The organism is Ferrimonas sp. SCSIO 43195 (assembly GCF_023716685.1).
Taxonomy (GTDB): domain Bacteria; phylum Pseudomonadota; class Gammaproteobacteria; order Enterobacterales; family Shewanellaceae; genus Ferrimonas; species Ferrimonas kyonanensis.
Genome location: NZ_CP072679.1, coordinates 263,132 through 287,151, shown reverse-complemented (window position 1 = coordinate 287,151; position 24,020 = coordinate 263,132). Strand labels below are relative to the sequence as shown.

The window sequence follows — 24,020 nt, the reverse complement described above, 5'->3', positions numbered from 1 at the left end:
CCGGTAGGATACTCGACAATCGACTAGTTTGCAACAACGCATAGGCCGACCAAGGTCAGCCTAGCGCTACGTTTTTTGTTGGTTAGCTCAGAGAGATCTCTGATTAACCTTGACGCTGTTTGTGCTTCGGCTCAGAGCAGATAACACGCACAACGCCGTGACGTTTAATAACTTTGCAGTTACGACACATCTTTTTTACGGACGCACGAACTTTCATTTTTGCTACTCCGTCTGGGCGACTTAACGGCTATAGCCCTTAAGATTCGCCTTTTTCAGAACAGAATCATACTGATGAGACATCATATGAGTCTGTACTTGAGCTATGAAATCCATGATAACCACGACCATAATCAGCAGTGAAGTACCGCCGAAGTAGAACTGAACGTTCAGTCCGATCATCATAAATTCCGGAATCAAGCAGATAAAGGTGATGTATGCCGCACCTGCCAGAGTCAGGCGAGTCATCACTTTATCGATATAACGGGCGGTCTGTTCACCTGGACGAATACCAGGGATGAACGCACCAGATTTCTTCAGGTTATCTGCCGTCTCGCGCGGGTTAAACACCAACGCAGTGTAGAAGAAACAGAAGAAAACGATCGCTACTGCATAGATCATCACATACAGAGGCTGTCCCGGGGACAGAACCACTGAGATGTCAGACAACCAACGCAAGCCTTCATTGTTACCGAACCACTGAGCCAGTGTGCCCGGGAACAGAATGATGCTGGACGCGAAGATTGGCGGAATCACACCAGCCATGTTCACTTTCAGCGGCAAATGGGTGCTTTGAGCAGCGAATACGCGGCGGCCTTGCTGACGCTTGGCATAGTTTACCACGATACGGCGCTGTCCGCGCTCCATGAATACCACGAAGTAAGTAACGGCAAAGATAATGACCGCTAATACCAGCAGCAACAAAATGTGCAATTCACCTTGACGCGCTTGTTCTGCAGTTTGGCCAATCGCCGATGGCAAGCCAGCCACAATACCTGTAAAAATCAGGATTGAGATGCCATTGCCAATGCCACGTTCAGTAATCTGTTCACCCAACCACATCAGGAACATGGTACCGGTTACCAGGGAGATCACTGCGGTAAAGTAAAACGCAGGACCCGGGGCAACCACCAGTCCGGAGATCATGTTAGGCAAACCAGTCGCAATACCAAACGACTGGAACGTAGCCAATACCAGTGTCCCGTAACGGGTGTACTGGCTAATTTTGCGGCGACCCGCCTCCCCTTCTTTCTTTAGTTCCGCCATAGTTGGATGAACTACCGTCAGAAGTTGCATGATGATCGACGCCGAAATGTACGGCATGATCCCCAATGCAAAGATGGAGGCGCGTTCCAGAGCACCACCGGAGAACATGTTGAACATGCTCACGATGGTACCCTGTTGCTGATCGAACAGCTCGGCCAGTACTGCGGCGTCAATACCAGGAATTGGTACGAAAGAACCTGCACGGAAGACGATAATTGCGCCTAAAACGAATAATAGACGCGCTTTGAGTTCCGAAAGGCCGCCCTTCGCACTACTTGAATCAACACCTGGCTTAGCCATATTGTACTATCCCGTTATTCTTCGATTTTGCCGCCCGCAGCCTCGATGGCTTCACGCGCACCTTTGGTCGCTTTCAGACCTTTGATGGTCACAGGGCGCTCGATTTTACCTGAAAGTACAACTTTCGCAAACTTAATGTTTGCAGAAATGATGTCAGCATCTTTCAGGGTTTCCAGAGTTACCAGATCGCCTTCAACCTTTGACAGCTCGTTCAGACGAATTTCGGTAGTTACCAGGCTCTTACGAGAGGTAAAACCGAACTTCGGCAAACGCTGTTTCAGAGGCATTTGACCACCTTCAAAACCTGGACGTACGCCACCACCGGAACGGGACTTTTGGCCTTTATGACCACGGCCGCCGGTTTTACCCAGGCCAGAACCGATACCGCGACCTACACGCTTGGCAGAGGTTTTAGCACCAGCGCCTGGAGACAAAGTATTCAAACGCATCTTAGTCCTCCACCTTAACCATGTAGTAAACCTTATTCACCATACCGCGAACAGAAGGAGTATCTTCCAGTTCAACGGTGTGGCCGATTTTGCGCAGACCCAGGCCTACCAGTGTCGCCCGATGTTTAGGCAGACGACCGATAGCGCTCTTGGTCTGAGTAACCTTGATAGTTTTAGCCATGTCAGATTACCCCAAGATTTCGTCGATGCTAAGGCCACGCTTGGCTGCTACTTGATCCGGAGCATGCATCGAAGTCAGTGCGTCGATAGTCGCACGAACGATGTTGATCGGGTTAGTAGAACCGTACGCCTTAGACAGTACGTTGTGTACACCAACTACTTCCAGAACGGCGCGCATAGCACCACCAGCAATAATACCGGTACCTTCTGAAGCAGGCTGCATGTATACCTTAGAGCCAGAGTGACGGCCTTTAACAGGGTGCTGCAGGGTACCGTTGTGCAGACGCACGGATACCAGATTGCGGCGAGCCTTTTCCATTGCTTTCTGGATAGCGGCAGGCACTTCACGTGCTTTACCGTAACCGAAACCAACGCGGCCATTACCATCACCAACTACAGTCAGAGCGGTGAAGCTAAAGATTCGGCCACCCTTAACTACTTTGGAAACACGGTTAACTGCAATCAATTTCTCTTGCAGGTCACCGGCTTGCTTTTCAATATTTGCCATGATCCACTCCCAACCTTAGAACTGGAGACCAGCTTCACGGGCAGCATCAGCCAGTGCAGCTACACGGCCGTGATACTTGAAACCGCTGCGGTCGAAAGACACACTCTTAACGCCTTTTTCAAGAGCGCGCTCGGCTACCAGCTTACCAACGGCCTTAGCGGCGTCGGTGTTACCAGTGCTTTTCAGGTCAGCTGCCACTGCTTTTTCAACAGTAGAGGCTGCCACCAGCACCTGGGCTTCAGCGTTGATAACCTGAGCATAGATGTGACGTGGAGTACGGTGCACAACCAGGCGAGTTGAGCCCAGTTCTTGCATTTGCTTACGTACGCGAGTTGCGCGACGAAGACGTGCTGCTTTTTTGTCCATCGTATTACCTTACTTCTTCTTGGCTTCTTTACGACGCACATTTTCGTCAGCATAACGAACACCTTTACCTTTGTAAGGTTCAGGAGCACGGTACGCGCGAATCTCAGCAGCCACTTGACCAACGGCTTGCTTGTCTGCGCCAGAAAGAACGATTTCAGTTTGGCTTGGGCACTCAGCTTTCACACCTTCAGGCAGAACATGTTCTACCGGGTGAGAGAAGCCCAGTGTCAGGTTAACTGCGTTGCCTTTAACGGCAGCACGGTAACCAACGCCGTTCAGTTGCAGTTTCTTAACGAAACCTTCTGAAACGCCGACTACCATGTTGTTAACCACGGCACGAGCAGTACCGGCCTGCGCGTTGGCGTTAGCAACGCCTTCACGTGGGGCGAACTTCAGCTCGTTCTCTTCTTTCACAACTTCAACGGCAGCGTTGATGTCGTGAGACAGAGTGCCTTTACCACCTTTAACTACGATCTGTTGACCGTTTAGAGTCACCTCTACGCCCGCAGGGATTGTAACAGGTGCCTTTGCAATTCGAGACATTGTTACTCTCCTTATGCCACGTAGCAGACGATCTCGCCGCCCATGCCCAGCTTACGGGCTGCACGGTCGGTCATCACGCCTTGAGAAGTGGACACGACAGCGATACCTAGACCACCCATAACCTTTGGAAGCTCATCTTTTTTCTTGTAGATGCGCAGGCCAGGACGGCTAACTCGCTCAAGTTTCTCAACTACCGGCTTACCTTCGAAGTACTTAAGAGTAACTTCCAGTTCCGGTTTAACGTCGCCAGAAACAGCGAAATCAACGATGTAACCTTCTTTTTTCAGGACATCGGCGACAGCTGCTTTCAGCTTAGAAGACGGCATTTTAACTGCAACTTTGTTGGCAGCCTGGCCGTTACGGATGCGCGTCAGCATATCCGCGATCGGATCTTGCATGCTCATATTGGCTTACTCCCGTTGGCTTACCAAGAGGCCTTTTTAAGGCCAGGAACTTCACCACGCATGGCGGCTTCACGCAACTTAATACGGCTCAGGCCGAATTTGCGCAGCACACCGTGCGGACGACCAGTGATGTTACAGCGGTTACGCTGACGTGAGGCACTGGAGTCACGTGGAAGTTGTTGCAGTTTCAGAACGGCTTCCCAACGAGCTTCGTCAGTTGAGTTAACGTCGTTGATGGTTGCTTTCAGAGCAGCACGCTTTTCAGCATACTTTGCAACCAGCTTAGCGCGCTTAATTTCGCGCTGCTTCATGGATACTTTAGCCATAACCCTACACCTTACTTGCGGAATGGGAAGTTAAAGGCAGCCAGCAGAGCACGACCTTCTTCGTCTGAATTCGCAGATGTGGTAATGGTGATGTCCATACCACGAATCTTGTCTACTTTGTCGTAGTCGATTTCAGGGAAGATGATTTGCTCACGAACGCCCATGCTGTAGTTACCGCGACCGTCAAAAGACTTCGGGTTCAAACCACGGAAGTCACGGATACGAGGAACAGCGATAGAGACCAGGCGTTCCAGGAACTCCCACATACGCTCGCCACGTAGGGTTACTTTACAGCCGATCGGATAGCCATCACGAATCTTGAAGCCAGCAACAGATTTGCGAGCTTTGGTAATCAGTGGCTTTTGGCCGGAGATAGCAGTCATATCAGCAACTGCTGCATCCAGAACCTTTTTGTCAGCCACGGCTTCACCAACACCCATGTTCAGGGTGATCTTTTCGACCCGAGGGACTTGCATGATACTTTTGTAATCGAACTGTTTGGTCAGTCCTGCTACTACAGTATCTTTGTAGTAATCATGCAGTTTCGCCATCGTTTACTCCAATTACTTAAACGAGTTCACCATTAGACTTGAAGAAGCGTACTTTCTTGCCTTCTTCCAGTCTAAAGCCTACGCGATCACCCTTGCTGGTAGCAGGGTTAAAGATCGCGACGTTTGATGCGTCAATAGCGGCTTCTTTTTCAATGATGCCACCAGCCACACCCATGTGAGGGTTTGGCTTCTGGTGTTTCTTCACCAGGTTAACGCCTTCAACGATTACTTTGCCGTCAGACAGTACCAGGGTAACCTTACCGCGCTTACCCTTGTCTTTACCGGCCAGTACAACAACTTCGTCATTGCGACGGATTTTTGCTGCCATCTCTTTGCTCCTTACAGTACTTCTGGCGCAAGGGACACGATTTTCATGAACTGCTCATTGCGCAGTTCACGTGTCACAGGGCCGAAAATACGAGTACCAATAGGCTGTTGGTTTGCATTCAGCAACACAGCCGCATTGCGGTCAAAGCGAATAACAGAACCGTCAGGACGACGAACGCCCTTCTTGGTACGTACTACCACCGCGTTAAATACATCACCTTTCTTCGCTTTACCGCGAGGAATGGCTTCCTTAACAGAAACCTTGATGATATCGCCGATGCCGGCGTAACGACGGTGAGAGCCACCCAAGACCTTAATACACTGCACGCTGCGTGCGCCGGAGTTATCGGCAACGTCCAGCACAGATTGCATTTGGATCATTTCAGTGCTCCGCTGTTTTACAACATTTCACCCCAAAATCGGGGCCTGGCTACCTTTAAAAGGCGCGAAATTATAACACCACTAGCAGCCAAAAAGTAAACAAAAAATAGCCGGACCAGAAAAAAATCTGGGCCGGCCATCACTTTTGCATGTAAGACTCTGTAATTACAGAGCTTTTTCGATTACGTTAACCAGAGTCCAAGTCTTAGTCTTAGACAGTGGACGACATTCGCGGATTTCTACCACGTCGCCGATACCACATTGGTTAGTTTCATCGTGAGCGTGCAACTTAGTTGTACGCTTTACATACTTGCCGTAGATCGGGTGCTTTACTTTGCGCTCGATGGCTACGGTGATGGACTTGTCCATCTTATCGCTGATTACACGACCTTGAAGAGTACGGATAATCTCGCTCATTACGCACCTGCCTTCTGAGTCAGAATGGTTTTAACGCGCGCGATGCTGCGGCGTACCTTCTTCAGCTCGTGGGTCTGCTTCAGCTGACCAGTCGCGTTCTGCATACGCAGATTGAACTGTTCACGCAGCAGGCTCAGCAGCTCCGCGTTCAGATCTTCAACGCTTTTTTCACGCAGTTCAGTAGCTTTCATCACATCACCGTCCGAGTTACAAAGGTGGTCTGTACTGGCAGCTTAGCAGCAGCCAGGGCGAAGGCTTCACGAGCCAGATCTTCTGGCACACCTTCCATTTCGTACAGAACACGGCCAGGTTGAATCTGGGCAACCCAGTATTCAACGTTACCTTTACCTTTACCCATACGCACTTCAAGCGGCTTTTCGGTAATTGGCTTGTCCGGGAAGATCCGGATCCAGATTTTACCTTGACGCTTAACGTGACGGGTCATAGCACGACGCGCCGCTTCGATCTGGCGAGCAGTGATACGGCCACGGGAGGTAGACTTCAGTCCGAAAGAACCGAAGCTAACCTTATCACCAGTGGTAGCCATACCACGGTTACGACCTTTGTGAACCTTACGGAACTTGGTACGTTTCGGTTGTAGCATTTCGGTTCCCCTTACTTACCACGACCTTTGCGTTTTGCCGGCTTAGGCTGCTCCTGAGTCAGAGGCATAGCACCCAGAACTTCACCTTTGAAGATCCAGACTTTAATGCCGATCACACCGTATTGGGTGTGAGCATCAGAAGTAGCGTAATCGATATCGGCACGCAAAGTATGCAGAGGCACGCGACCTTCACGGTACCATTCGGTACGTGCGATCTCAGCGCCACCCAGACGACCAGAAACCTCGATCTTGATGCCCTTGGCACCCAGACGCATGGCGTTCTGTACCGCACGCTTCATAGCGCGACGGAACATAACACGACGCTCCAGCTGAGAGGCAACGGAGTCACCTACCAGTTGAGCGTCCAGCTCTGGCTTACGAACTTCAGAGATGTTGATCTGAGCAGGTACACCAGTCAGTTTTGCAACTTTCTGACGCAGCTTCTCAACATCTTCACCTTTTTTACCGATAACAACGCCAGGACGAGCGGTGTGAATGGTCACACGGATGCTCTTGGCTGGACGTTCGATAGTGATCTTAGACACAGAAGCGCTCTTCAGTTCCTTTTTCAGGAAAGAACGTACTTCGTGGTCGCCGATCAGGTTATCAGCGTAATCTTTCTTTTCCGCGTACCAGGTAGAAATCCAAGGTTTGGTAATACCCAGGCGGATACCGTTAGGATGTACTTTTTGTCCCATTGCAGTGCCCTTACTTGTCAGCCACAACCACAGAGATGTGGCTGGAACGTTTCAGGATGCGATCGGCACGACCTTTAGCACGTGGCATGATGCGCTTCATGGTCGGACCCTCGTCTACGAAGACTTTGGCAACTTTCAGGTCGTCAATGTCCAGACCTTCGTTGTGCTCCGCGTTGGCAATGGCAGACTCCAGTACCTTCTTAACCAGTACGGCCGCTTTCTTAGGGCTGTAGGTCAGAATTTCCAGAGCGCGATCTACCGGAAGACCACGGATTTGATCAGCTACCAAGCGCGCCTTCTGAGGAGAAGTGCGGGCGAAACGGTGTTTAGCTAAAACTTCCATCATCTACCCCTTAACGCTTCTTCTTCGCTTTCTTATCAGCAGCGTGGCCGCGATAAGTACGAGTAGGCGCAAACTCACCCAGTTTGTGACCGATCATATCTTCGGTAACGAAAACTGGAACGTGCTGACGACCATTATGGACAGCGATGGTCAGACCAATCATATCTGGAATGATCATAGAACGACGGGACCAGGTTTTAACCGGCTTTTTATCCCCGCTTTCCACCGCTTTCTCTACCTTCTTCAGCAAGTGCAGGTCAATAAATGGACCTTTCTTGAGAGAACGTGGCATGGTGAATCCTCAATTAGTTTACTTGGTACGACGACGTACGATGTACTTGTCGGTACGCTTATTGGAGCGGGTTTTCTTACCTTTGGTAGGAACGCCCCATGGAGATACTGGATGACGGCCACCAGAGGTACGACCTTCACCACCACCGTGTGGGTGATCTACCGGGTTCATGGCAACACCACGAACGGTAGGACGAACACCACGCCAGCGGCTTGCACCCGCTTTACCCAGTGAACGCAGCATATGCTCAGCATTGCCAACTTCACCCAGGGTAGCGCGACAATCAGCAGGGATCTTACGCATTTCACCGGAACGCAGACGCAGAGTCACGTAGGCACCATCACGGGCTACGATCTGTACGTAAGCACCAGCAGAGCGAGCAATCTGACCACCCTTGCCTGGCTTCATTTCTACGTTGTGAACGGTAGAACCAACTGGAATGTTACGCATAGACATAGCATTACCAGTTTTGATTTCAGCTTCCGCACCGGACATGATTTTGTCACCAGCAGTCAGGCCCTTAGGAGCCAGAATGTAGCGACGCTCACCATCAGCGTACAGAACCAGAGCGATGTTAGCGCTGCGGTTTGGATCGTATTCGATGCGCTCTACAGTCGCAGGGATACCATCTTTGTTACGCTTGAAGTCTACGATACGGTAGTGCTGCTTGTGACCACCACCGATGTGACGGGTAGTGATGCGACCAGCGTTGTTACGACCACCAGACTTAGACTTCTTGTCCAGAAGAGCTGCAAAAGGCTTACCTTTGTGCAGTTCTTTGTTTACCACCTTAACGACGTGGCGACGGCCCGCGGAGGTAGGCTTACATTTAACAATAGCCATTTATAAAACTCCTCGTCCTTATTCAGCGCCGCCGACGAAGTCGATGTCTGCGCCTTCAGCCAGAGTAACGTACGCTTTCTTCCAGTCGGAACGACGACCGAAACGAGCGCCAGTACGCTTAGTCTTGCCTTTGACGTTTACGGTGCGAACACCGGTAACTTCAACTTCGAACAGCTTTTCGACAGCCGCTTTCACTTCAGCCTTAGTGGCGTCGGTGGCAACTTTGAACACAATAGTGTTGCTCAGTTCAGCGGCCATGGTGCTCTTTTCAGAGATGTGCGGAGCAAGCAGCACTTTCAGCAAACGTTCTTCACGGATCATGCCAGCATCTCCTCAATCTGCTTAACTGCGTCAGCAGTCATCAGCACCTTGTCGAATGCGATCAGGCTAACTGGGTCGATTGCTGCAACGTCACGAGCGTCAACTTTGTACAAGTTGCGAGAAGCCAGGAACAGGTTCTCATCAACTTCACCAGTAACGATCAGAACGTCTTCTACAGACAATTCTTTCAGCTTAGCTACCAATTCTTTGGTCTTCGGTGCTTCAACGCCGAACTGCTCAACCACGATCAGACGGTCTTGACGTACCAGCTCAGACAGAATGCTCTGCAGGGCCGCGCGGTACATCTTCTTGTTAACCTTCTGAGAGTGATCTTGCGGCTTAGCAGCAAAAGTCACACCACCAGAGCGCCAGATTGGGCTCTTAACAGTACCGGCACGTGCACGGCCAGTACCTTTCTGACGCCATGGCTTTTTGCCAGTGCCAGTTACCTCAGCGCGGGTCAACTGAGCACGGGTACCTTGACGGGCGTTAGCTGCGAAAGCAGTAACAACCTGGTGTACCAGAGCTTCGTTGAACTCACGTCCGAAGGTAGTTTCGGAAACTTCAAGAGCGCTCTGCGCGTCTTTCATTACCAATTCCATTACTATCTCCTCAGACGTTACGCTTTAACGGCAGGTTTAACGATAACGTTGCCGCCGTTCGCGCCAGGGACCGCACCTTTGATAAGGAGCAAGTTGCGCTCGGCGTCTACGCGTACTACTTCCAGATTCTGGGTAGTTACGCGCTCGTCACCCATGTGACCAGCCATTTTTTTGCCTTTGAACACTTTACCTGGGCTCTGGTTCTGACCGATAGAACCAGGAGCACGGTGGCTCAAAGAGTTACCGTGAGTCATGTCCTGAGTACGGAAGTTCCAGCGCTTAACGCCACCCTGGAAACCTTTACCCTTAGAACGACCAGTAACGTCTACAATTTGACCGTCTTCGAAAGTTTCTACTTTCAGCTCAGCACCAACTTCGATGCTTTCGCCTTCACCGTCTGCCAGGCGGAACTCAAACAGACCACGACCTGCTTCAGCACCAGCTTTAGCAAAGTGACCCGCTTCAGGCTTGGAAACGCGGTTGGCTTTCTTGCTGCCTACAGTTACCTGCAGAGCACGATAGCCATCGTTTTCCAGAGTCTTTACTTGAGTTACGCGGTTCGGTTCAACTTCGATAACGGTAACCGGAATGGACGCGCCATCTTCAGCGAAGATGCGAGTCATTCCTACTTTACGACCTACAAGACCGATTGCCATGTATCTAACCTCTATTCCGAATCTGGGGATTAACCCAGACTGATCTGCACGTCAACGCCGGCAGCCAGATCCAGACGCATCAGAGCGTCCACAGTCTTATCGGTAGGCTCAACGATGTCCACCATACGCTTGTGAGTGCGGATTTCGTACTGGTCACGTGCATCTTTGTTCACGTGAGGAGAAATCAGCACTGTGTAGCGCTCTTTACGGGTGGGCAGCGGGATTGGACCCCGTACTTGAGCCCCTGTGCGCTTCGCAGTCTCAACGATTTCCGCGGTAGACTGATCGATCAGACGATGATCAAAAGCCTTCAGGCGGATACGGATTCTTTGGTTCTGCATTTGACCAGAGCTCCAACCAATAATTACGCAAAAACCACCAGCCCTTGAACCCCTATCTATTAAAGTGGGTCAAAGACGATGACTATCGCAACCATTCGACTCCAAATCGGAGTCGCTGTGTAAGTGATGCCAATTGCACCACGGCGTATATTACGCGTCCGCAGTCTTTGCGAACGAAGGGTATTATACTCACCCCAAATTCGTTTGCAAGTTTTTCTGCGGCGGCGTATCGGTGACGGCACGGTTGCCGCTCACCAATAAAAAAGGGTGCCCTAAGGCACCCTCTTGTTAGCAAGACGTAGGGATTAAGCTACGATCTTAGCTACAACACCCGCACCAACGGTACGGCCACCTTCACGGATAGCGAAGCGCAGGCCTTCGTCCATCGCGATTGGGCAGATCAGAGTAACAACCATCTTGATGTTGTCACCTGGCATTACCATCTCAACGCCTTCTGGCAGCTCGATGGTACCGGTTACGTCAGTTGTACGGAAGTAGAACTGAGGACGGTAACCTTTGAAGAATGGAGTGTGACGACCGCCTTCATCTTTAGACAGTACGTATACTTCAGACTCGAAAGTAGTGTGTGGGTTGATGGAACCAGGCTTAGCCAGTACCTGACCACGCTGTACTTCGTCACGCTTGGTACCACGCAGCAGAACACCACAGTTCTCACCGGCACGACCTTCGTCCAGCAGCTTGCGGAACATTTCAACACCGGTACAAGTAGTCTTGGTAGTCTCTTGGATACCAACGATTTCTACTTCTTCACCAACTTTGATGATACCGCGCTCTACACGACCGGTAACAACGGTACCACGACCGGAGATGGAGAATACGTCTTCGATAGGCAGAATGAAGTCACCGTCGATAGCACGCTCTGGCTCTGGGATGTAAGTATCCAGGGCTTCGGCCAGCTCAACGATCTTGTCTTCCCACTCTTTCTCGCCTTCCAGAGCTTTCAGAGCAGAACCCTGAATTACTGGCAGGTCATCACCTGGGAATTCGTACTCAGACAGCAGTTCACGAACTTCCATCTCTACCAGTTCCAGCAGCTCTTCGTCATCGACCATGTCACACTTGTTCATGAATACGATGATGAAAGGTACGCCTACCTGACGAGACAGCAGGATGTGCTCACGAGTCTGTGGCATTGGGCCATCAGTCGCAGCAACTACCAGGATTGCGCCGTCCATCTGAGCAGCACCGGTGATCATGTTTTTAACGTAATCAGCGTGTCCTGGGCAGTCAACGTGAGCGTAGTGACGAGTAGGAGTATCGTACTCTACGTGAGAGGTAGAGATGGTGATACCGCGCTCGCGCTCTTCTGGAGCGTTATCGATAGAAGCGAAGTCTTTAGCTTCACCACCGTATACTTTAGCCAGTACGTTGGTGATAGCAGCAGTCAGAGTGGTTTTACCGTGGTCAACGTGGCCGATAGTACCAACGTTAACGTGCGGTTTCGAACGTTCAAATTTTTCTTTAGACACGTCGTGTTCCTTTCAATGTTCAAAGGACTCGGAAAGACATTAATCCGAGTCTAAGTGAATTAGCCTAGTCGGCCATCGATTACAGCTTGAGCTACGTTTTGCGGTGCTTCGTTATACTCCAGGAATTCCATGGAGTAGGAAGCGCGACCTTGGGTAGCGGAACGCAGATCAGTAGCATAGCCAAACATTTCAGCCAATGGCACCTTAGCGCGGATGATTTTCAGTCCCGCAGGACCATCATCCATACCGTCGATCATACCGCGGCGACGGTTTACGTCACCTACGACATCACCCATCCAATCTTCTGGAGTGGTAATCTCTACCTTCATCATCGGCTCGAGCAGAACCGGATCGGCTTCCAGGGCACCTTTTCTGAAGCCCATGGACCCCGCGATCTTAAACGCCATTTCGTTGGAGTCAACATCGTGGAACGATCCATCGAACAGGGTGACTTTGACGTCCAGCATTTGATAGCCGGCCAGGACACCCATGTCCATCTGTTCTTTACAGCCTTTTTCCACTGCAGGGATGTATTCGCGAGGAACCGCACCGCCCACAATTTCGTTGACGAACTCAAAGCCTTCGCCCGTTTCGTTCGGCTCCATCTTCAGCCATACGTGACCGTATTGACCGCGACCGCCGGACTGACGAACGAACTTACCTTCCACTTCCACCTTAGAGCGGATAGTTTCACGGTAAGCCACCTGAGGTTTACCAACGTTGCAGTCAACGCTGAACTCACGCTTCATTCGATCAACAATGATATCAAGGTGCAGCTCACCCATACCAGAGATTAGGGTCTGGCCGGATTCTTCGTCGGATTCCACCCGGAACGACGGGTCTTCGGCAGCCAGTTTGCCTAGGGCAATACCCATCTTCTCTTGGTCAACCTTAGTACGAGGCTCGACCGCGATCTGAATGACCGGCTCAGGGAACTCCATACGCTCCAGTACCACCTTGTGGTTTGGATCGCACAGGGTATCACCTGTGGTGCAATCTTTCAGACCGATTGCTGCTGCGATGTCGCCGGCGCGAACCTCTTTCAGTTCTTTACGATCGTTAGAGTGCATCTGCACGATACGACCGAACCGCTCTCGCTTCTCTTTAACAGAGTTGAAAACGGTATCGCCGGTGCTCACCACACCAGAGTAAACGCGGAAGAAAGTCAGGGTACCAACGAAGGGGTCGGTCGCAATCTTAAACGCCAACGCCGCGAACGGTTCGTTGTCGTCTGAGTGGCGCTCGACTTCGTTGTCACGCTCGTCGAGACCTTTAATGGCTGGCACGTCAATGGGGGCGGGCAGAAATTCGACCACTGCGTCCAAAACAGCCTGTACACCTTTGTTCTTAAATGCAGAACCACAGGTGGCCAGAACAATTTCGTTGTTCAGGGTACGAGTGCGCAACGCCTGCTTGATCTCCTGCTCGGACAGTTCACCCTCTTCCAGGTACTTATCCATCAGCTCGTCAGAAGCTTCTGCAGCAGCCTCGATCAGATACTCCCGCCATTCCGCGGCCTGATCGGCCAGCTCAGCAGGGATCTCATCGTAGCTAAAGGTCATGCCCTGGTCCGCTTCGTTCCAGTTAATGGCCTTCATCTTGATCAGGTCGATTACGCCTTTGAATTCGTCCTCAGCACCGATGTTCAGCTGGATAGGCACACAAGTGGCTCCCAGTCGATCACGGATTTGCTCAACAACTCGCTCAAAGTCTGCGCCGGCACGGTCCATCTTATTGACGAACACCATGCGAGGCACTTGGTATTTGTCAGCCTGACGCCATACGGTCTCAGACTGAGGTTCAACACCAGAGGAACCACAGAAAACCACCACTGCACCATCCAGCACACGCAGGGAACGCTCTACCTCGATGGTAAAGTCCACGTGTCCGGGGGTGTCGATGATGTTTACGCGATGCTCAGGGTACTGACCTTCCATACCACGCCAGAAGGTGGTGGTCGCAGCAGAGGTAATGGTGATACCACGCTCCTGCTCCTGCTCCATCCAGTCCATGGTTGCGGCGCCATCGTGTACTTCACCGATTTTGTGAGACAGTCCGGTATAAAACAGCACCCGCTCAGTGGTGGTGGTTTTACCGGCGTCAACGTGAGCGCAAATACCAATGTTGCGGTAGCGCTCTAGTGGAGTTGTACGAGCCACGATTTCTTCCTCTCACCCGGAACCAGGTTCCGGGAAAAATGCAAAACAGGCGCAGCACTTTGAGTGCTGCGCCGGCAAGCTTACCAACGGTAGTGGGCAAATGCCTTGTTGGCTTCGGCCATACGGTGAACGTCTTCACGCTTCTTAACCGCAGAACCTTTGTTGTCGGATGCGTCAAGCAGTTCACCTGCCATACGCAGAGCCATCGATTTTTCGCCACGCTTACGAGCAGCTTCCACCAACCAGCGCATGGCCAGGGTGTTACGACGGACTGGACGAACTTCAACCGGCACCTGATAGGTTGAACCACCTACACGACGAGATTTAACCTCGACGGCTGGGCGGATGTTTTCCAGTGCAGTCTCAAACATTTCGATGTGGTCTTTACCGGATTTGGCAGCAGCCGCTTCCAGTGCACCGTATACGATGCGCTCAGCAGTAGACTTTTTGCCGTCCTGCATAACCACGTTTACAAATTTAGCTAACAGCTCAGATCCGAACTTAGGATCCGGCAGAATTTTACGTTGACCTACGACGCGACGTCTTGGCATGGGAATTCTCCGATTGCTTCAGGTATATCCAAAACAGGATGTACGAAATTAAAGTTGCTTGGCCTTACTTAACGGAGAACCATTAAGACTTAGGACGCTTGGCACCGTACTTGGAACGGCCTTGGCGACGATCACTCACGCCAGCGGTATCCAGAGCGCCACGAACGGTGTGGTAACGCACACCTGGCAAATCTTTTACACGACCGCCACGGATCAGAACAACAGAGTGCTCTTGCAGGTTGTGACCTTCACCACCGATGTAGGAAGTCACTTCGAAGCCGTTGGTCAGGCGAACACGGCACACTTTACGCAGTGCAGAGTTCGGCTTCTTAGGGGTGGTGGTGTACACACGAGTACATACACCACGTTTTTGTGGACACGCTTCCAGAGCCGGAACGTTAGTCTTTACGACTTTCGATTGGCGAGGCTTGCGTACCAACTGGTTAACAGTAGCCATTGATTACTCCAATTGATGTTTACTACTCATTTTCAGGTGCGAAAAATCGATCCCAAAAAAGGGGACGCGGAATTTTAAGCACCTAGTGAGCGGGTGTCAAGATTTAGCCAATGTGTTTGGCCTTTCACAGCAAAATAAATCCTGTCTGCGGCCCACATTCAGCATGAACAAAGTTTCTACGCTCTCTACCCGCCACACAAAACAACAAAGGGGCGCCGAAGCGCCCCTTTTCGTACCTTCAACTAAGAGGCTTAGTCGTCCGCTGCATTCAGCAGGTCGGCCAGGTTCTGCTCCGCTTCGGAAGCAGTGACCACCGGAGCCACCGGCTCCTCTTTGGCGTTACGCTGCTCGTGGTAAGCATAGCCCGTACCCGCAGGAATCAAACGACCCACGATCACGTTCTCTTTCAGACCACGGAGGTCGTCTTGCTTGCCACTTACCGCCGCTTCGGTCAGTACTCGAGTGGTTTCCTGGAAGGAAGCCGCAGAGATGAACGATTCGGTGGCCAGCGAGGCCTTGGTGATACCCAACAGCTCCAGCTCGAAGGTGGCCGGCTGCTTGCCTTCGGCCAGCAGTTCGCGGTTAATGATGTTAACCCGGGCCACTTCAGCCTGTTCGCCTTCCAGCAGATCGGAATCGCCAGCGCTGGAGATGATGCACTTACGCAGCATCTGGCGAATGATCACCTCGATGTGCTTATCGTTAATCTTCACGCCCTGCAGACGATACACTTCCTGAACTTCGTTGACGATGTAGTTGGCAACGGCACGGACACCACGCAGACGCAGAATGTCGTGCGGTGCTTCCGGACCATCGGCGATCACTTCGCCGCGCTCCACTTTTTCACCTTCAAACACGTTCAGGTTACGCCACTTAGGAATCATCTCTTCGTATGGCTTGGCACCATCGTGAGGAGTGATCACCAGGCGACGCTTGCCTTTGGTTTCTTTACCGAAGGAGATGGTACCGGTAATTTCAGCCAGAATCGCAGGCTCTTTCGGCTTACGGGCTTCAAACAGATCGGCCACTCGTGGCAGACCACCGGTAATATCCTTGGTACCGCCGGATTCCTGAGGAATACGGGCCAGGGCATCACCCACGTTAACCGGAGAGCCATCTTCCACACCAACAATCGCTTTGCCGGACAGGAAGTACTGGGCCGCAACTTCGGTACCCGGGATCAGGATGTCGTTGCCAGAAGCATCGAGCAGCTTAACCGCTGGACGCATCTCTTTACCGGCACTGGTACGCTCGTTCGGATCCAGGATCTCGATACGGCTCAGACCGGTCAGCTCATCGGTTTCCCGCTTCATGGTCACGCCGTCGATCATGTCAACGAACTTAATCTGACCTTCCGCTTCGGTGATGATTGGGTGCGTGTGCGGATCCCAGTTAGCGATGATGTCACCGGCGGCAACCGCCTGATCTTCACCTTTCTCCAGAACGGCACCGTAAGGCAGTTTGTAACGCTCTTTCTCACGACCCAGGTCATCGATGATCGCCAGTTCGGTTGAACGGGAGGTCACCACGATCTTGCCTTCGGAGTTGGTTACGAACTTGGCGTTGTGCAGCTTGATGCTACCCGCGTTCTTCACCTGTACGTTGGATTCGGCAGACGCACGCGATGCCGCACCACCAATGTGGAAGGTACGCATGGTCAGCTGGGTACCCGGCTCACCAATAGACTGAGCGGCAACCACACCAATGGCCTCACCCTTACCAACGATGTGGCCACGGGCCAGATCGCGACCGTAACAGTGGGCACAAACGCCGAAGTCGGTCTCACAGGTAATCACGGAGCGTACCAGTACTTCGTCCACCGAGAACTCTTCAAGGATGTCACACATCTTCTCGTCGAGCAGGGTGTTACGAGGCAGCAGCACTTCGTCTTCGGTGCCTGGCTTGATCACGTCCTTGGCGATGACTCGACCCAGTACGCGCTCACGCAGCGGCTCAACCACATCACCGCCTTCAATCAGCGGCTTAACGGTCAGACCCTCTTCGGAACCACAGTCGCTCTCGATGATCACCAGATCCTGGGCCACATCCACCAGACGACGAGTCAGGTAACCGGAGTTCGCGGTCTTCAGTGCGGTATCCGCCAGACCTTTACGAGCACCGTGAGAGGAGATGAAGTAATCCGCTACCGACAGACCCTCTTTAAAGTTCACTTTAATCGGGGTTTCGATAATGGAGCCATCCGGCTTAGCCATCAGGCCTCGCATACCGGCCAGCTGACGAATCTGCGCCGCACTACCACGAGCGCCGGAGTCGGCCATCATGTAAATGCTGTTGAAGGAGCCCTGCTCTTCCTCTTCGCCATCACGGTTGACAACGGTTTCGGTCTTCAGGTTTTCCATCATCGCCTTGGAGACTTTCTCGTTGGCGCTGGCCCAGATGTCGATTACTTTGTTGTAACGCTCACCTGCGGTTACCAGACCTGCCTGGAACTGTTCCTGAATTTCAGTCACTTCCTCTTCGGCAGATTCGATAATGGTCTTCTTGGCTTCTGGGATCACCATGTCGTTGATACCTACGGAGGTACCGGACAGGGTGGCGTAGTGGAAACCGGTGTACATCAGCTGGTCAGCAAAGATGACGGTCGGCTTCAGGCCCAGAATACGGTAGCAGCTGTTCAGAACACCGGAGATCTGCTTTTTGCCCATATCTTTGTTGATGTGGTCAAAAGACATACCGTGCGGCAGGATCATGGACAGAATGGCACGACCAACGGTGGTATCGATGATCTTGCTCTCTTCTTTGATCTCACCGTCTTCGGTCTTGTAGGAATCCTGGATTCGTACTTTCACTCGAGCGTGCAGTGCTGCCGTCTTGGTGCGGTAGGCTTTCTCGGCTTCCTCAACGGAAGCAAACACCATACCTTCACCCTTGTCGTTGATCTTCTCACGGGTCATGTAGTACAGACCCAGTACCACGTCCTGAGACGGTACGATGATAGGATCACCGGAAGCAGGCGACAGGATGTTGTTGGTGGACATCATCAGGGCACGAGCTTCAAGCTGAGCTTCCAGAGTCAGCGGTACGTGTACCGCCATCTGGTCACCATCGAAGTCAGCGTTGTACGCCGCACAGACCAGCGGGTGCAGCTGAATCGCCTTACCTTCAATCAGTACAGGTTCAAACGCCTGGATACCCAGACGGTGCAGAGTAGGTGCACGGTTCAGCAGTACCGGGTGCTCACGAATCACTTCATCGAGAACGTCCCATACTTCCGGAACTTCACGCTCAACCATCTTCTTGGCGGCTTTGATGGTGGTGGCCAGGCCACGACCTTCCAGCTTGCCGTAGATGAAGGGCTTGAACAGTTCCAGTGCCATCTTCTTAGGCAGACCACACTGGTGCAGGCGCAGAGTCGGACCTACGGTAATTACCGAACGGCCGGAGTAATCCACACGCTTACCCAGAAGGTTCTGACGGAAACGACCCTGCTTACCCTTGATCATGTCGGCCAGGGACTTCAGAGGACGCTTGTTAGAACCGGTAATGGCACGACCGCGACGACCGTTGTCCAGCAGCGCATCTACAGATTCCTGCAGCATACGCTTTTCGTTGCGGACAATGATGTCGGGAGCAGCCAGGTCCAGCAGACGCTTCAGACGGTTGTTACGGTTAATCACACGACGGTACAGATCGTTCAGATCCGAGGTCGCGAAACGGCCGCCGTCCAGCGGTACCAGAGGACGCAGATCCGGTGGCAGAACTGGCAGAACCGCCAGAATCATCCACTCCGGCTTGTTGCCGGACTGATGGAAGGCTTCCATCAGCTTCAGACGCTTGGTCAGCTTCTTGCGCTTGGTTTCGGAGTTGGTTTGAGGCAACTCTTCACGCATTTCGTTGATTTCGGCTTCCAGATCGATGGCGCGCAGCAGTTCAAGAATCGCTTCGGCACCCATGCGGGCGTCGAACTCATCACCGTGCTCTTCCAGGGCATCCAGGTACTCCTCTTCGGTCAGCATCTGACCTTTTTCCAGAGAAGTCATGCCGGTTTCGATCACTACGTAGCTTTCGAAGTACAGCACGCGCTCGATGTCACGCAGAGTCATGTCCAGCAGCAAACCGATGCGGGACGGCAGTGATTTCAGGAACCAGATGTGGGCAACCGGGCTGGCCAGCTCGATGTGGCCCATACGCTCACGGCGTACCTTGGTCTGAGTTACCTCAACACCACATTTTTCACAGATAACACCACGGTGCTTCAGGCGCTTGTACTTACCGCACAAACACTCGTAGTCTTTTACCGGGCCGAAGATACGCGCACAGAACAGGCCGTCGCGCTCAGGCTTGAAGGTACGGTAGTTAATGGTTTCCGGCTTCTTAACTTCACCGAAAGACCAAGAACGGATCATGTCCGGGGACGCCAGACCGATCTTGATACCGTTAAACTCTTCAGACTTGTTCTGCTTCTTCAGAAACTGGAGTAAGTCTTTCACGTTCATCTCCTAGTGGAGGTTTAACTTCGGTGCCCCGCCCGCAGGCGGAGCACACTTAAGTTCCGCGTCAGCGGATGGCTTATTCCTGGTCCAGCTCGATGTTGATACCGAGGGACTTGATCTCTTTCAACAGTACGTTGAAGGATTCAGGCATACCAGGCTGCATGGAGTGGTTACCGTCAACGATGTTCTTATACATCTGGGTACGACCGTTCACGTCATCCGACTTCACAGTCAACATCTCCTGCAGAGTGTAAGCGGCACCGTATGCTTCCAGTGCCCACACTTCCATCTCACCGAATCGCTGACCACCGAACTGAGCCTTACCACCCAGCGGCTGCTGAGTAACCAGGCTGTAAGAACCGGTGGAACGAGCGTGCATCTTGTCATCAACCAGGTGGTTCAGCTTCAGCATGTACATGTAACCCACGGTTACAGGACGCTCGAAGGAGTCACCGGTACGACCGTCATACAGGGTGATCTGACCGGAGTTCGGCAAGTCAGCCAGGGCCAGCAGGTCCTTAACTTCGGCTTCCTTAGCACCATCGAATACCGGCGTGGCGATTGGCATACCGCCCTGCAGGTTCTTCGCCAGACGAATCACTTCTTCGTCGGTAAAGGTGTTCAGGTCAACCACTTGCTGAGTCTCGCCCAGGTCGTACGCCTGCTGCATGAAGTCACGCAGTTCGGCCACGGCCTTCTGCTGCTCCATCATGGCGGTGATCTTGGTACCGATACCACGCGCTGCCGCACCCAGGTGAACTTCCAGAATCTGACCGATGTTCATACGCGATGGTACACCCAGCGGGTTCAGTACGATGTCTACCGGAGTACCGGTTTCGTCGTGTGGCATGTCTTCAACAGGCACAATGGTGGAAATTACACCCTTGTTACCGTGACGACCGGCCATCTTATCACCAGGCTGAATGCGACGCTTAACGGCCAGGTACACCTTAACGATCTTCAGAACGCCAGGCGCCAGATCATCACCCTGGGTGATCTTACGACGCTTGATTTCGAACTTCTTATCGAATTCGGCGCGCAGCTCTTCGTGCTGCTCGGCCAACTGCTCCAGCTGAGTCTGCTTGGCTTCGTCATCCAGAGGCAGTTCCAGCCACTTGGCGCGATCCATCTTCTCCAGCTGAGCTTCGGTCATGCCGGAGTTCAGCAGCAGGTTGCGGGCACGGTCGAAGACGCCATTTTCCAGGATGCTGAACTCTTCAGTCAGATCCTTCTTGGCTTCTTTCAGCTGCATCTCTTCGATCTCGATGGCACGCTTGTCTTTTTCCACGCCGTCGCGGGTAAAGACTTGTACATCGATGACGGTACCGAACACGGAGTTAGGCACGCGCAGAGAGGAGTCCTTCACGTCGGACGCCTTCTCACCGAAGATGGCACGCAACAGCTTCTCTTCTGGAGTCAGCTGAGTTTCACCTTTCGGAGTCACCTTACCTACCAGGATGTCGCCAGGCTTCATCTCGGCGCCCACGTATACGATGCCGGACTCGTCCAGTTTGGACAGAGCGGATTCGCCTACGTTAGGAATATCGGCGGTGATCTCCTCGGAGCCCAGCTTGGTGTCACGAGCAATACAGGACAGTTCCTGAATGTGAATGGTGGTCAGGCGATCTTCCTGAACCACACGCTCGGACAGCAGGATGGAATCCTCAAAGTTGTAACCGTTCCAGGTCATGAACGCGACACGCAGGTTCTGACCCAGAGCCAGATCACCCAGGTCGGTGGACGGGCCATCGGCCAGTACGTCACCACGGGTCACCGGCTCACCAACGTTACAGATAGGACGCTGGTTGATGCAGGTGTTCTGGTTAGAACGGGTGTATTTGGTCAGGTTGTAGATGTCGATACCGGCTTCGCCTGGTACCAGCTCATCTTCATTCACCTTGATCACGATGCGGCCGGCATCGACGTAGTCCACTACGCCGCCACGCTTGGCCACTTCAGTTACACCGGAGTCGATGGCTACGTTGCGCTCCATGCCGGTACCAACCAGAGGCTTGTCGGCCTTCAGAGTCGGAACGGCCTGACGCTGCATGTTCGCACCCATCAAGGCGCGGTTAGCATCATCGTGCTCCAGGAATGGAATCAGTGACGCCGCCACAGAAACGATCTGCTGCGGAGAAATATCCATGTACTGAATCTGATCGGCACTCTGGAAACCGGACTCGCCCTTGTGACGGCTGGCGATCAGCTCGTCCTGAGGCAGACGGTTGTTTTCGTCCAGGGTGGCGTTCGCCTGTGCAATGATGAAGTTACCTTCTTCAATGGCAGACAGGTAATCGATCTCTTCGGTAGCCACACCGTCAACGACGCGACGGTAAGGAGTCTCCAGGAAGCCGTACTCGTTGGTACGAGAGTAGCTCGCCAGGGAGTTGATCAGACCAATGTTTGGACCTTCAGGGGTCTCAATCGGACACAGACGGCCGTAGTGAGTCGGGTGTACGTCTCGAACTTCGAAACCGGCACGCTCACGAGTCAGACCACCAGGACCCAGGGCTGAGATACGACGCTTGTGGGTCACCTCAGACAACGGGTTGTTCTGGTCCATAAACTGGGACAGCTGCGAGGAACCGAAGAACTCTTTCACCGCCGCCGAAATTGGCTTGGCGTTGATCAGGTCCTGAGGCATCAGGCTGTCCAGATCACCCAGAGACAGACGCTCACGTACGGCACGCTCAACCCGGACCAGACCGACACGGAACTGGTTCTCGGCCATTTCGCCTACAGAACGGATACGACGGTTACCCAGGTGATCGATGTCATCAACTTCGTCCAGGCCGTTACGGATCTCAATGATCTTCTTCATAACGGTGACGATGTCGTCTTTGTCCAGGATGCCGGCGCCGGTGGACTCTTGACGGCCCAGGCGACGGTTGAACTTCATGCGACCAACAGTAGACAGATCGTAGCGCTCTTCGGAGAAGAACAGGTTCTGGAACAGGGCTTCCGCCGCGTCACGTGTTGGTGGCTCACCCGGGCGCATCATGCGGTAGATCTCAACCAGAGCTTCCATACGCTCTTGGGCGGAATCCACTTTCAGGGTGGTGGAGATGTAAGCACCGTGGTCCAGGTCATTGGTGTACAGAGTCTTGAATGACTTGATACCAGACTGGGACAGCTTGGCCACGTCTTCCAGGCTCATCTCCTGGTTAGCGGCAACCAGCAATTCGCCGGTAGCTTCATCGACGTAATCTTTATCGACAGTCTTGCCTACCAGGTACTCAACTGGCACTTCCAGTTCAGTCTGGCCGGCTTTGTCCATGGCGCGGATATGACGGGCAGTCACACGACGGCCGGTTTCAACCACGACGTTACCTTCGGCATCTTTGATGTCGAAAACGGCGGTTTCACCACGCAGGCGCTCTGGAACCAGAGCCATAACCAGCTTGTCCTTCTTGATGGTGAATTCCACCTTCTCGAAGAACATCTCCAGCATCTCTTCGGTGCTGTAGCCCAGCGCACGAAGCATGATGGTAGCTGGCAGCTTACGACGACGGTCGATACGAACAAACAGGTTGTCCTTTGGATCGAACTCGAAGTCCAGCCAGGAGCCGCGGTAAGGGATAACACGAGCGTTATAAAGAACTTTACCGGAAGAGTGCGTCTTACCACGGTCGTGGTCGAAGAACACACCCGGGCTACGGTGCAACTGGGAAACGATCACACGCTCAGTACCGTTAACGACGAAGGTGCCGTTTTCGGTCATCAGCGGAATGTCGCCCATGTACACTTCTTGCTCTTTGATGTCTTTAACGGCACCGCCGTTCTCTTTGTCCATCAGAACAAGACGCAGCTTTACTCGCAGAGGTGCGGAGTAGGTAATGCCACGAATCTGGCACTCTTTAACGTCAAATACAGGCTCGCCCAGCTTGTAACTTACGTACTGCAGCTCGGAATAACCGGAGAAGCTTTTGATCGGGAAGACACTGCGGAAAGCCGCTTCCAGACCACGCTCACCCTCGGCATCCTGCTCCAGGAAGTTTTGGAACGAGTCCAGCTGGATCGACAGCAGGTAAGGGATGTCCAGTACTTTTGGACGCTTACCAAAGTCCTTGCGGATGCGTTTTTTTTGAAAATCGGAGTAAACCATTTGGTTCCTCTTCTCGCTCTATGGTGACCCATCTGAGCCCACTCGACTTGCAACACGCCACTCTCGGGGTGCAAGAACCCAACCAGTAA

Annotated in this window: 29 protein-coding genes; all 29 read right to left on the bottom strand. The window is 52.6% G+C overall.

Annotation, left to right across the window (positions count from 1 at the left end):
• Positions 1-103: 103 nt before the first annotated feature.
• On the bottom strand, positions 104-217 hold the full coding sequence (rpmJ, locus tag J8Z22_RS01395; protein WP_083938388.1) for a 50S ribosomal protein L36: 114 nt from the start codon (positions 215-217) through the stop codon (positions 104-106).
• 23 nt (positions 218-240) lie between these two features.
• On the bottom strand, positions 241-1,563 hold the full coding sequence (gene secY, locus J8Z22_RS01390; RefSeq protein WP_028115042.1) for a preprotein translocase subunit SecY: 1,323 nt from the start codon (positions 1,561-1,563) through the stop codon (positions 241-243).
• Positions 1,564-1,577: 14 nt separating this feature from the next.
• Positions 1,578-2,012 carry a 50S ribosomal protein L15 gene (gene rplO, locus J8Z22_RS01385; protein WP_028115041.1) on the bottom strand — a complete coding sequence of 145 codons (435 nt, stop codon included), beginning with the start codon at positions 2,010-2,012 and terminating at the stop codon, positions 1,578-1,580.
• Between the two features lies 1 nt (position 2,013).
• Positions 2,014-2,193 (bottom strand): 50S ribosomal protein L30, encoded by a 180-nt coding sequence (rpmD, locus tag J8Z22_RS01380; RefSeq protein ID WP_028115040.1) that lies wholly within the window; start codon positions 2,191-2,193, stop codon positions 2,014-2,016.
• A 6-nt stretch (positions 2,194-2,199) separates the two neighbouring features.
• A complete protein-coding gene (gene rpsE, locus J8Z22_RS01375) occupies positions 2,200-2,700 on the bottom strand; it encodes a 30S ribosomal protein S5 (protein WP_028115039.1) in 501 nt (166 codons plus the stop codon).
• A 15-nt stretch (positions 2,701-2,715) separates the two neighbouring features.
• On the bottom strand, positions 2,716-3,066 hold the full coding sequence (gene rplR, locus J8Z22_RS01370) for a 50S ribosomal protein L18 (RefSeq protein WP_028115038.1): 351 nt from the start codon (positions 3,064-3,066) through the stop codon (positions 2,716-2,718).
• Between the two features lie 9 nt (positions 3,067-3,075).
• Positions 3,076-3,609 (bottom strand): 50S ribosomal protein L6, encoded by a 534-nt coding sequence (gene rplF, locus J8Z22_RS01365; RefSeq protein WP_028115037.1) that lies wholly within the window; start codon positions 3,607-3,609, stop codon positions 3,076-3,078.
• An 11-nt stretch (positions 3,610-3,620) separates the two neighbouring features.
• Entirely contained in the window at positions 3,621-4,013 is a 393-nt protein-coding gene (rpsH, locus tag J8Z22_RS01360; protein ID WP_028115036.1) for a 30S ribosomal protein S8, read from the bottom strand.
• 20 nt (positions 4,014-4,033) lie between these two features.
• Complete coding sequence (gene rpsN / locus J8Z22_RS01355) at positions 4,034-4,339, bottom strand: 30S ribosomal protein S14 (RefSeq protein ID WP_028115035.1); 306 nt, start codon at positions 4,337-4,339, stop codon at positions 4,034-4,036.
• 11 nt (positions 4,340-4,350) lie between these two features.
• Positions 4,351-4,890, bottom strand: a complete 540-nt coding sequence (rplE, locus tag J8Z22_RS01350) for a 50S ribosomal protein L5 (protein ID WP_028115034.1) — start codon at positions 4,888-4,890, stop codon at positions 4,351-4,353.
• Between the two features lie 16 nt (positions 4,891-4,906).
• Positions 4,907-5,218 (bottom strand): 50S ribosomal protein L24, encoded by a 312-nt coding sequence (rplX, locus tag J8Z22_RS01345; RefSeq protein ID WP_028115033.1) that lies wholly within the window; start codon positions 5,216-5,218, stop codon positions 4,907-4,909.
• 11 nt (positions 5,219-5,229) lie between these two features.
• Positions 5,230-5,598, bottom strand: a complete 369-nt coding sequence (gene rplN / locus J8Z22_RS01340) for a 50S ribosomal protein L14 (protein ID WP_028115032.1) — start codon at positions 5,596-5,598, stop codon at positions 5,230-5,232.
• Positions 5,599-5,763: 165 nt separating this feature from the next.
• Entirely contained in the window at positions 5,764-6,015 is a 252-nt protein-coding gene (rpsQ, locus tag J8Z22_RS01335; protein WP_028115031.1) for a 30S ribosomal protein S17, read from the bottom strand.
• Entirely contained in the window at positions 6,015-6,206 is a 192-nt protein-coding gene (gene rpmC / locus J8Z22_RS01330) for a 50S ribosomal protein L29 (protein ID WP_028115030.1), read from the bottom strand. The genes rpsQ and rpmC overlap by 1 nt, the downstream gene beginning before the upstream one ends.
• The gene (rplP, locus tag J8Z22_RS01325) at positions 6,206-6,619 is read right to left on the bottom strand and encodes a 50S ribosomal protein L16 (RefSeq protein ID WP_028115029.1); all 414 of its coding nucleotides are present in this window, start codon (positions 6,617-6,619) and stop codon (positions 6,206-6,208) included. Before rplP ends, rpmC begins: the two co-directional genes overlap by 1 nt.
• 11 nt (positions 6,620-6,630) lie before the next feature.
• Positions 6,631-7,317, bottom strand: a complete 687-nt coding sequence (gene rpsC / locus J8Z22_RS01320; RefSeq protein WP_028115028.1) for a 30S ribosomal protein S3 — start codon at positions 7,315-7,317, stop codon at positions 6,631-6,633.
• A 10-nt stretch (positions 7,318-7,327) separates the two neighbouring features.
• Positions 7,328-7,660, bottom strand: coding sequence for a 50S ribosomal protein L22 (gene rplV / locus J8Z22_RS01315; RefSeq protein WP_028110661.1), 333 nt, complete (start codon positions 7,658-7,660; stop codon positions 7,328-7,330).
• A gap of 10 nt (positions 7,661-7,670) precedes the next feature.
• Positions 7,671-7,952 (bottom strand): 30S ribosomal protein S19, encoded by a 282-nt coding sequence (rpsS, locus tag J8Z22_RS01310; RefSeq protein ID WP_028115027.1) that lies wholly within the window; start codon positions 7,950-7,952, stop codon positions 7,671-7,673.
• 18 nt (positions 7,953-7,970) lie between these two features.
• The gene (gene rplB, locus J8Z22_RS01305; protein ID WP_084144608.1) at positions 7,971-8,795 is read right to left on the bottom strand and encodes a 50S ribosomal protein L2; all 825 of its coding nucleotides are present in this window, start codon (positions 8,793-8,795) and stop codon (positions 7,971-7,973) included.
• Between the two features lie 18 nt (positions 8,796-8,813).
• Positions 8,814-9,116 (bottom strand): 50S ribosomal protein L23, encoded by a 303-nt coding sequence (rplW, locus tag J8Z22_RS01300; protein WP_028115026.1) that lies wholly within the window; start codon positions 9,114-9,116, stop codon positions 8,814-8,816.
• Positions 9,113-9,718, bottom strand: coding sequence for a 50S ribosomal protein L4 (gene rplD, locus J8Z22_RS01295; RefSeq protein ID WP_028115025.1), 606 nt, complete (start codon positions 9,716-9,718; stop codon positions 9,113-9,115). The genes rplW and rplD overlap by 4 nt, the downstream gene beginning before the upstream one ends.
• A gap of 17 nt (positions 9,719-9,735) precedes the next feature.
• The gene (rplC, locus tag J8Z22_RS01290; RefSeq protein WP_028115024.1) at positions 9,736-10,374 is read right to left on the bottom strand and encodes a 50S ribosomal protein L3; all 639 of its coding nucleotides are present in this window, start codon (positions 10,372-10,374) and stop codon (positions 9,736-9,738) included.
• A gap of 29 nt (positions 10,375-10,403) precedes the next feature.
• The gene (gene rpsJ, locus J8Z22_RS01285; protein ID WP_028110655.1) at positions 10,404-10,715 is read right to left on the bottom strand and encodes a 30S ribosomal protein S10; all 312 of its coding nucleotides are present in this window, start codon (positions 10,713-10,715) and stop codon (positions 10,404-10,406) included.
• 305 nt (positions 10,716-11,020) lie between these two features.
• Positions 11,021-12,205, bottom strand: a complete 1,185-nt coding sequence (tuf, locus tag J8Z22_RS01280; RefSeq protein ID WP_252008432.1) for an elongation factor Tu — start codon at positions 12,203-12,205, stop codon at positions 11,021-11,023.
• A 59-nt stretch (positions 12,206-12,264) separates the two neighbouring features.
• Positions 12,265-14,364, bottom strand: a complete 2,100-nt coding sequence (gene fusA / locus J8Z22_RS01275) for an elongation factor G (RefSeq protein ID WP_028115023.1) — start codon at positions 14,362-14,364, stop codon at positions 12,265-12,267.
• A gap of 80 nt (positions 14,365-14,444) precedes the next feature.
• Positions 14,445-14,915 (bottom strand): 30S ribosomal protein S7, encoded by a 471-nt coding sequence (gene rpsG, locus J8Z22_RS01270; protein ID WP_028115022.1) that lies wholly within the window; start codon positions 14,913-14,915, stop codon positions 14,445-14,447.
• 82 nt (positions 14,916-14,997) lie between these two features.
• Positions 14,998-15,372 carry a 30S ribosomal protein S12 gene (rpsL, locus tag J8Z22_RS01265; RefSeq protein ID WP_028110710.1) on the bottom strand — a complete coding sequence of 125 codons (375 nt, stop codon included), beginning with the start codon at positions 15,370-15,372 and terminating at the stop codon, positions 14,998-15,000.
• Between the two features lie 251 nt (positions 15,373-15,623).
• Positions 15,624-19,823, bottom strand: a complete 4,200-nt coding sequence (rpoC, locus tag J8Z22_RS01260) for a DNA-directed RNA polymerase subunit beta' (RefSeq protein WP_028115021.1) — start codon at positions 19,821-19,823, stop codon at positions 15,624-15,626.
• Between the two features lie 79 nt (positions 19,824-19,902).
• Entirely contained in the window at positions 19,903-23,931 is a 4,029-nt protein-coding gene (gene rpoB / locus J8Z22_RS01255; RefSeq protein ID WP_028115020.1) for a DNA-directed RNA polymerase subunit beta, read from the bottom strand.
• Positions 23,932-24,020 lie beyond the last annotated feature (89 nt).